Consider the following 7270-nt stretch of genomic DNA (forward strand, 5'->3'; position numbering starts at 1 on the left):
CCCATTAGCTAATCGTTACCTGGCGTGACCTGGCACACAGCTCGGCCAGGGCCTCCGCTGTCACCGGCGACACGACACCTTCCTCCGTGACGATGGCCGTCACCAACTCGGGAGGCGTCACGTCGAACGCCGGGTTGTACGCCTGCGTCCCCAGCGGCGCCACCGGAATCCCCCCTCCCGCTTCCACTCCCGCTCCCGCCACCGGCACGAAGGGTGACGTGACCTCCGTCACCTCGTGGGAGGCCCGCTGCTCGACCTCGATGGAGGCGCCGTCCGGGGTCTCCGGGTCCACGGTCGTCACCGGTGCCACCACGACGAACGGCACATGGTGATAGCGGGCGAGGACCGCGAGCGGATAGCTCCCCACCTTGTTGGCCACCGAACCGTCGGCCGCGATCCGGTCGGCGCCGATCAGCACCGCGTCGACCTCACCTGCCGCGAACAGCGATCCCGCCGCGTTGTCCGTGAGCAGGGTGTACGGCATGCCGTTGCGCGCCGCCTCGTACGCCGTGAGCCGGGCGCCCTGGAGCAGCGGCCGCGTCTCGTCGACCCACAGCCTGCGCAGCCGGCCCGCGCGGTGTGCCGTGAGCGCCACCGCGAAGGCCGTGCCCTCGCCGCCGGAGACCAGCGCCCCGGTGTTGCAGTGCGTGAGGACGCGGTGCCCGCCGCCGGGCAGCAGCTCGTCGAGCAGCGCCAGGCCGTGCACCGCCATGCGCGCGCTGGCCTCGGCGTCCTCCTGGTGCAGCGCCCGCGCCGCGGCCAGGGCGGCGCCCGCCGCGCCCCGCTGGTCGGCGCCGTCGGCGACCGCGCCGCGGTAGGCCGCCTGGGCCCTGCGCACGCCGTACGCGAGGTTCACGGCGGTGGGCCGCGCGGCCGCGAGCGCGTCGGCCGCCTCGTCGACATCAAAGCCTCGGCTCGCGGCCAGCGCGACGCCGTACGCCCCGGCGATGCCGAGCACCGGCGCCCCGCGCACGGCGAGCGACCGGATCGCCTGCACCAGAGCGGGCGCGTCCGTGCACACCAGCTCGGTCTCCTCGCCCGGCAGCCTGGTCTGGTCGAGGAGGACGAGGACCGGGCCCTCGGGCGGCTCGTCCCACCGGATCGTCTGAATCGCGGAGGTCTCCGGGCTCTGTGGGGCCCCTGGGATCGCGGTGGTCGTAGGGGGGCCGGGGGTGCCGGAGGCCCCAGGGATGCCGGAGGCGCCGGGCGTGCCGGACGTGCCGGGGGCACCCGGGGCGCCGGGGGTCCCTCGGTCGCCGCCAGGAGTCGTCGGGAGCGGTGTCGGCCGTACGTCCTCGCCGGATTGCGCGTACTGATCAGCCATCCGCCCAGTCTGCCCGCTACCCGTCGGACAATAGAAGGTGTGCAGCCCGGCCAGCACGCGGTCTCCGGGCCACCGTGCCTGGTCCCCGGGCAACCGCCCCGTGGCACGATGGCAGCCAACCCGCCGCCGCGACCGCGGACGGGCACTGTGAAGGAGCGACGATGAACGACACTCCGGGCTGGGCCTCGCCCGGATCTGCCCCCTCCGACGGCCACGACTCCGGCGGGCAGGAGTCCAAGGACTCCCAGGACCAGCCGAGCGGCCCGTCCTCGAAGTGGTCGAAGGAGCAGCCGCCCCCAGCCCAGTGGTCCGCGCCCGGCACGTCCGGCCCCGGCCAGGCCCCGCCCCCGCCCGCTCCCCCCGGCCAGGGCTGGGGAGGCCCCTCCGGCGGCCCGGGCGGCGGTCAAGGCGGTCCCGGCGGCGGCCCGGGCGGCCCCTACCGCGGCTGGGGCGCCTGGCAGGGCCCGCCCGCCGCCGCCAAGCCCGGTGTCATCCCCCTCCGCCCCCTCGCCGTCGGCGAGATCCTGGACGGCGCGGTCTCCACCATGCGCACGTACTGGCGTACGGTCCTCGGCATCTCGCTGACCGTCGCCGTCGTCACCCAGCTCGTCGTGGTCCTCCTCGAAGGGCTCGTCCTCAACGACTCCGCGAACACGGACGCCCTGGACGACCCGCGCGCGACCGTCGGCGAGGTGACCCGCGCCCTCGGCGCCACGCTCGCCGGCAGCGGCGTCGTCCTGGTCATCACCCTGCTCGGCACGATCGTGGCGACCGCCCTGCTCACCATGGTCACCAGCCGCGCCGTGCTCGGCAGGTCGGTGACCACGGCGGAGGCCTGGCGGGACTCCCGCCCGATGCTGCCCAAGCTGCTCGGCCTCACGCTGCTGCTCCCGCTCATCGCGGTGGGCATCGTCGCGGTCGGCACCCTGCCCGGCGTACTGATCGGCGCCTTCGGGTCCGGCGACACCGGTGTCACCCTGGCGATCCTCGGCGGTCTCGCGGCGGGCATCGTCGCCATCTGGCTGGTCGTCCGCCTCTCGCTCTCCTCCCCGGCCCTGATGCTGGAGAAGCAGGGCGTCAAGAAGTCGATGAGCCGCTCCGCGAAGCTGGTCGACCGCTCCTGGTGGCGGGTCTTCGGCATCCAGCTGCTCGCCGCCGTCATCGCGAACGTCATCTCGTCGATCATCGTCATCCCGTTCACCGTCATCGCGGGCGCGCTCAGCGGCGACAGCGTCTCCAACCTCCTGGACAGCGGCACAGGCGACGTCGGCTGGACCTTCCTGATCGTCAGCGGCATCGGCCAGGTGATCGGCGCCATGCTCACCTTCCCGATCACCGCGGGGGTCACCGTGCTCCTCTACATCGACCAGCGGATCCGCCGCGAGGCCCTGGACCTGGAGCTGGCCCGCGCCGCCGGCGTCCCGGGCCACGGCGAACCCGAGGCGCCCGGCAGCACCCCGGGGAGCTGATGGTGTGACCCTGGCGGGGGCAGTACTCAGCAGGCTCGGCACGGCCGTCCTGTCGCCGCACACCGGCCTCGGGGCGGCCCTGTCGTCGCCACGCGCCGGCGACGACCCGCCGGTGACGATCCCGCGCGCCCCCGCGCGCGAGGCCGCCGAGGACGAGCTGTCCAAACCCGCGTACCACGAGAACGACCCGGGCCTCCTCCAGCGCGCCCTGAACCGCTTCTGGGAGTGGGTGAACGACCTCCTCGACGCGGCCTCGGGGGCGGCTCCCGGCGGCGGCTTCGGCCTGGTCGTCATCGTGCTCGCCGTGGTCGCCGTCGGCGCGGCCCTGTGGTGGCGGCTCGGCACGCCGCGCCGCACCCCCGCCACCTCGGCCGCCCTCTTCGACGACCGCCCCCGCAGTGCCGCCGAACACCGCGCTACCGCCGAGGCGCACGCCGCCCAGGGCCACTGGAACCAGGCCGTCCAGGAACGGATGCGCGCCGTCGTCCGCTCCCTGGAGGAGCGCGCCCTGCTCGACCCGCGCCCCGGCCGCACCGCCGACGAGGCCGCCGCCGAAGCGGGCCGCACCCTGCCCGCGCACGCCGACGAGCTGCGCGCCGCCGCCCGGGAGTTCGACGACGTCACGTACGGCGGGCGCAGCGCCGACGCGACGGCGTACCAGCACATCGCCCGGCTCGACGAGACCCTGGAGCGCGCCAAGCCGGTGCTCACCACTGCCGGCGCGGCCCCCACCAGCTCCCCCGGAGCCCACGGATGACCGGCCCCACGAGCCCCACGGACACACCGGGCGCCCTCCCCTCGGCAACGGCCACCCCCGCCGAACCGCCAACCGAAACGCCCCCCGAGGAGCCTGCGGGCACGTCCCTCTCCGCCACTCCCCGCCAGCTCTGGACCCGCACCCGAGGCATCGCCCTCGCGCTCGTCGTCCTTGTGGCCGCGGCCGTCGCCCTCGCCGCCGTCCGCTCCGGCACCCAGCACGGGCGCCTGGATCCGCGCTCCGCCGACGCCTACGGCAGCCGTGCCCTCGCCGAACTCCTCGACGACCGCGGGGTGTCCACGCGCGTGGTCACCACCACCGAAGAGGCCCGGTCCGCCGCGGGCCCGGACACCACGCTCCTCGTGGCCGACCCGGACCTCCTCACCGAGCGCCAGCAGTCCCGGCTGCGCGCCGCCACCAAGGACTCCGGAGGCCGCACCGTCCTGGTCGCCCCGGGCACCCTGTCGGTCTCGACCCTCGTCCCCGGGGTCACCGCGGCCTCCGCGCGCGGCCTCGACTCGACGCTGTCCCCCCGCTGCTCCCTGCCCGCCGCCCGCCGCGCGGGCACCGCCGACGTCGGCGGCATCCGCTACGAGGCGATCGCCCCGGGCGCCGATTCCTGCTACTCCAGCGACGGTCTGCCCAGCCTCCTGCGCCTCCCCGCCACAGCGGCCTCCGGGGACACGAAAGGCGACACCGTCGTCCTCGGGGCCCCCGACATCCTCTTCAACGACCGCCTCGACGAGCACGGCAACGCCTCGCTCGCCCTCCAACTCCTCGGTTCCCGCCCCCACCTGGTCTGGTACCTCCCCTCGCTCTCCGACGACGCCGTCACCGACAGCGCCGACGAGGACTTCTTCGACCTGATCCCCTCAGGCTGGCTCTGGGGCACCCTGCAACTGGCCGTCGCCGCCGTGCTCGCCGCCCTGTGGCGTGCCCGCCGCCTCGGCCCGCTCGTCCCCGAGAGACTCCCCGTCGCGATCCGCGCCTCCGAAGCCGTCGAAGGCCGCGCCCGCCTCTATCGCAAGGCCGACGCCCATGACCGCGCCGCCGCGGCTCTTCGCTCGGCCACCCGCACCCGCCTCGCCCCCCTCGTCGGCGTCCCCACCGCCCGGGCCCACTCGCCCGAGGCGCTCCTGCCCGCCCTGACCAGCCGCCTGCGCACGCCCGGCCAGGACCCGCACCCCCTCCTCTTCGGACCGCCGCCCGGCGACGACGCAGGCCTCATCGCCCTCGCCGACCAACTCGACGCCCTCGAAAGTGAGGTACGTACTTCATGATGGACCCGACCACTGACAACGCCGGGAGCTCCGACCGCGCCCGCTCCTCCCTGGAGGCGTTGCGCACCGAGATCTCCAAGGCCGTGGTCGGCCAGGACCCCGCCGTCACCGGCCTCGTCGTGGCCCTGCTCTGCCGCGGCCACGTCCTGCTCGAAGGCGTCCCCGGCGTCGCGAAGACCCTCCTCGTACGCGCCCTCGCCGCGTCCCTGGAACTGGACACCAAGCGCGTCCAGTTCACCCCCGACCTGATGCCGAGCGACGTCACGGGCTCCCTCGTCTACGACGCCCGCAGCACGGAGTTCTCCTTCCAGCCGGGCCCCGTCTTCACCAACCTCCTGCTGGCCGACGAAATCAACCGCACCCCGCCCAAGACGCAGTCATCCCTCCTCGAAGCGATGGAGGAACGCCAGGTCACCGTCGACGGCACCCCGCGCCTCCTGCCCGACCCGTTCCTCGTGGCCGCCACGCAGAACCCCGTCGAGTACGAGGGCACGTACCCCCTGCCCGAGGCCCAGCTGGACCGTTTCCTCCTCAAGCTGACGGTGCCGCTGCCCGCCCGCGAGGACGAGATCGCCGTCTTGCAGCGCCACGCGGAAGGCTTCAATCCGCGCGACCTGCGCGCCGCGGGCGTGCGCCCCGTCGCCACCGCCGCCGACCTGGAAGCCGCCCGCTCGGCTGTCGCCAAGACCGCCGTCTCACCGGAAATCGCTGCCTACGTAGTCGACGTTTGCCGCGCGACCCGTGAATCGCCATCCCTTACGCTCGGCGTCTCCCCGCGCGGCGCGACGGCCCTGTTGTCGACGGCCCGCGCGTGGGCCTGGCTGACCGGCCGTGATTACGTCATCCCTGACGACGTGAAGGCCCTCGCCCTGCCCACGCTCCGCCACCGCGTCCAGCTGCGCCCCGAGGCCGAGATGGAAGGCGTGACGGCGGACTCCGTCATCACCGCGATCCTCCATCACGTCCCGGTGCCCCGCTGATGGCCCCCACCGGCCGCGCCGCCCTCCTCGCAGCCCTGGGCTCCCTGCCCGTGGGCCTCCTGGAGCCCAGTTGGACCGGCATCCTGGCCGTCAACGCACCCCTGGCCCTCGCGTGCGCCTGCGACTACGCGCTGGCCGCGCCCGTACGCCGGCTCGGCCTGACGCGCTCCGGCGACACCACCGTGCGCCTCGGTGAACCCGTGGACGTCCAGCTCACGGTCACCAACCCCAGCGAGCGCCCGTTGCGCGCCGATGTCCGCGACGCCTGGCCGCCCAGCAGCTGGCAGCCCGGAACCGAAGTCGCCGCTTCACGGCACAGGTTGGACGTTCCCGCCGGCGAGCGCCGCCGCCTCACCACGCGTCTGCGCCCGACCCGCCGCGGCGATCACCGCGCGGACCGCGTCACGATCCGCTCGTACGGCCCGCTCGGCCTGTTCACCCGCCAGGGCGGCCACCGCGTCCCCTGGACCTTGCGCGTGCTGCCGCCCTTCGCGAGCCGCAAGCACCTGCCGTCCAAGCTGGCCCGGCTGCGCGAACTCGACGGCCGCACCAACGTGCTGATCCGCGGTCAGGGCACCGAGTTCGACAGTCTCCGCGAGTACGTGCCCGGGGACGACACCCGCTCCATCGACTGGCGTGCCACCGCCCGCCAGTCCGCCGTGGCCGTCCGTACCTGGCGGCCTGAACGCGACCGTCACATCCTCTTGGTCCTCGACACCGGCCGCACCTCGGCGGGCCGCGTCGGTGACGCTCCCCGCCTCGATTCCTCCATGGACGCCGCTCTCCTCCTGGCGGCGCTGGCGTCCCGGGCGGGCGACCGCGTCGACCTCCTCGCCTACGACCGCCGCGTGCGCGCCCTGGTCCAGGGCAAGGCGGCGGGGGACGTGCTCCCCTCCCTGGTGAACGCCCTGGCCACGCTGGAGCCGGAACTGGTCGAGACGGACGCCCGCGGCCTTACCGCGACGGCCCTCCGCGCGGCCTCACGCAGCTCACTGATCGTCCTGCTGACCAGCCTCGACGCGGCTCCCATCGAGGAGGGCCTGCTCCCGGTGCTCGCCCGCCTCACCCAGCGCCACACGGTCCTCGTGGCCTCGGTCGCGGACCCGCACATCGCCCGGATGGCCACGTCCCGGGGCTCTGCCGAGGCGGTGTACGACGCCGCGGCCGCAGCCCAGTCCCAGGCGGAACGGCAGCGCACAGCGGAACAGCTCACCCGCCACGGCGTCACGGTCGTGGACGCCACGCCTGACAATTTGGCCCCTGCGCTGGCCGACGCGTATCTGTCCCTCAAGGCAGCCGGCCGCCTTTGATACGCGTGGCCCGCACACCGTGCGGGCCTGAAGTCCGGTTTGAATTCTGTCCCTGAACGCAGAAAACCCCCGTGCCATCAGGCACGGGGGTTTCCCTCACAATTTGTTCGGCGGCGTCCTACTCTCCCACAGGGTCCCCCCTGCAGTACC

Annotated in this window: 6 protein-coding genes; 5 read left to right on the forward strand and 1 reads right to left on the reverse strand. The window is 74.3% G+C overall.

Annotated features, from left to right (window positions below; genetic code table 11):
- Window positions 1-4 precede the first annotated feature (4 nt).
- A complete protein-coding gene (gene mtnA, locus AC07GB_RS38850) occupies window positions 5-1324 on the reverse strand; it encodes an S-methyl-5-thioribose-1-phosphate isomerase (RefSeq protein WP_478854133.1) in 1320 nt (439 codons plus the stop codon).
- A gap of 161 nt (window positions 1325-1485) precedes the next feature.
- Between mtnA and AC07GB_RS38855 the strand changes: the two genes are divergently transcribed.
- From AC07GB_RS38855 to AC07GB_RS38875, 5 genes are read left to right on the forward strand one after another with little or no spacing between them, the layout of a single operon-like run.
- Window positions 1486-2793, forward strand: coding sequence for a hypothetical protein (locus AC07GB_RS38855; protein WP_478854135.1), 1308 nt, complete (start codon window positions 1486-1488; stop codon window positions 2791-2793).
- Window positions 2794-2797: 4 nt separating this feature from the next.
- Entirely contained in the window at window positions 2798-3550 is a 753-nt protein-coding gene (locus AC07GB_RS38860) for a DUF4129 domain-containing protein (protein ID WP_478854137.1), read from the forward strand.
- Window positions 3547-4830 (forward strand): DUF4350 domain-containing protein, encoded by a 1284-nt coding sequence (locus AC07GB_RS38865; RefSeq protein ID WP_478854139.1) that lies wholly within the window; start codon window positions 3547-3549, stop codon window positions 4828-4830. Before AC07GB_RS38860 ends, AC07GB_RS38865 begins: the two co-directional genes overlap by 4 nt.
- Entirely contained in the window at window positions 4830-5810 is a 981-nt protein-coding gene (locus tag AC07GB_RS38870) for an AAA family ATPase (protein ID WP_478854141.1), read from the forward strand. The genes AC07GB_RS38865 and AC07GB_RS38870 overlap by 1 nt, the downstream gene beginning before the upstream one ends.
- A complete protein-coding gene (locus AC07GB_RS38875) occupies window positions 5810-7120 on the forward strand; it encodes a DUF58 domain-containing protein (protein ID WP_478854143.1) in 1311 nt (436 codons plus the stop codon). The genes AC07GB_RS38870 and AC07GB_RS38875 overlap by 1 nt, the downstream gene beginning before the upstream one ends.
- The last annotated feature ends 150 nt before the right edge of the window (window positions 7121-7270 follow it).

The sequence above is a fragment of the Streptomyces sp. NPDC045778 genome (genome assembly GCF_056431945.1).

Bases quoted from the DNA above. Each gene is read 5' to 3' on its own strand.
- mtnA (WP_478854133.1), bottom strand. From the start codon at position 1,324: ATGGCTGATCAGTACGCGCAATCCGGCGAGGACGTACGGCCGACACCG.
- AC07GB_RS38855 (WP_478854135.1), top strand. From the start codon at position 1,486: ATGAACGACACTCCGGGCTGGGCCTCGCCCGGATCTGCCCCCTCCGAC.
- AC07GB_RS38865 (WP_478854139.1), top strand. From the start codon at position 3,547: ATGACCGGCCCCACGAGCCCCACGGACACACCGGGCGCCCTCCCCTCG.
- AC07GB_RS38870 (WP_478854141.1), top strand. From the start codon at position 4,830: ATGGACCCGACCACTGACAACGCCGGGAGCTCCGACCGCGCCCGCTCC.
- AC07GB_RS38875 (WP_478854143.1), top strand. From the start codon at position 5,810: ATGGCCCCCACCGGCCGCGCCGCCCTCCTCGCAGCCCTGGGCTCCCTG.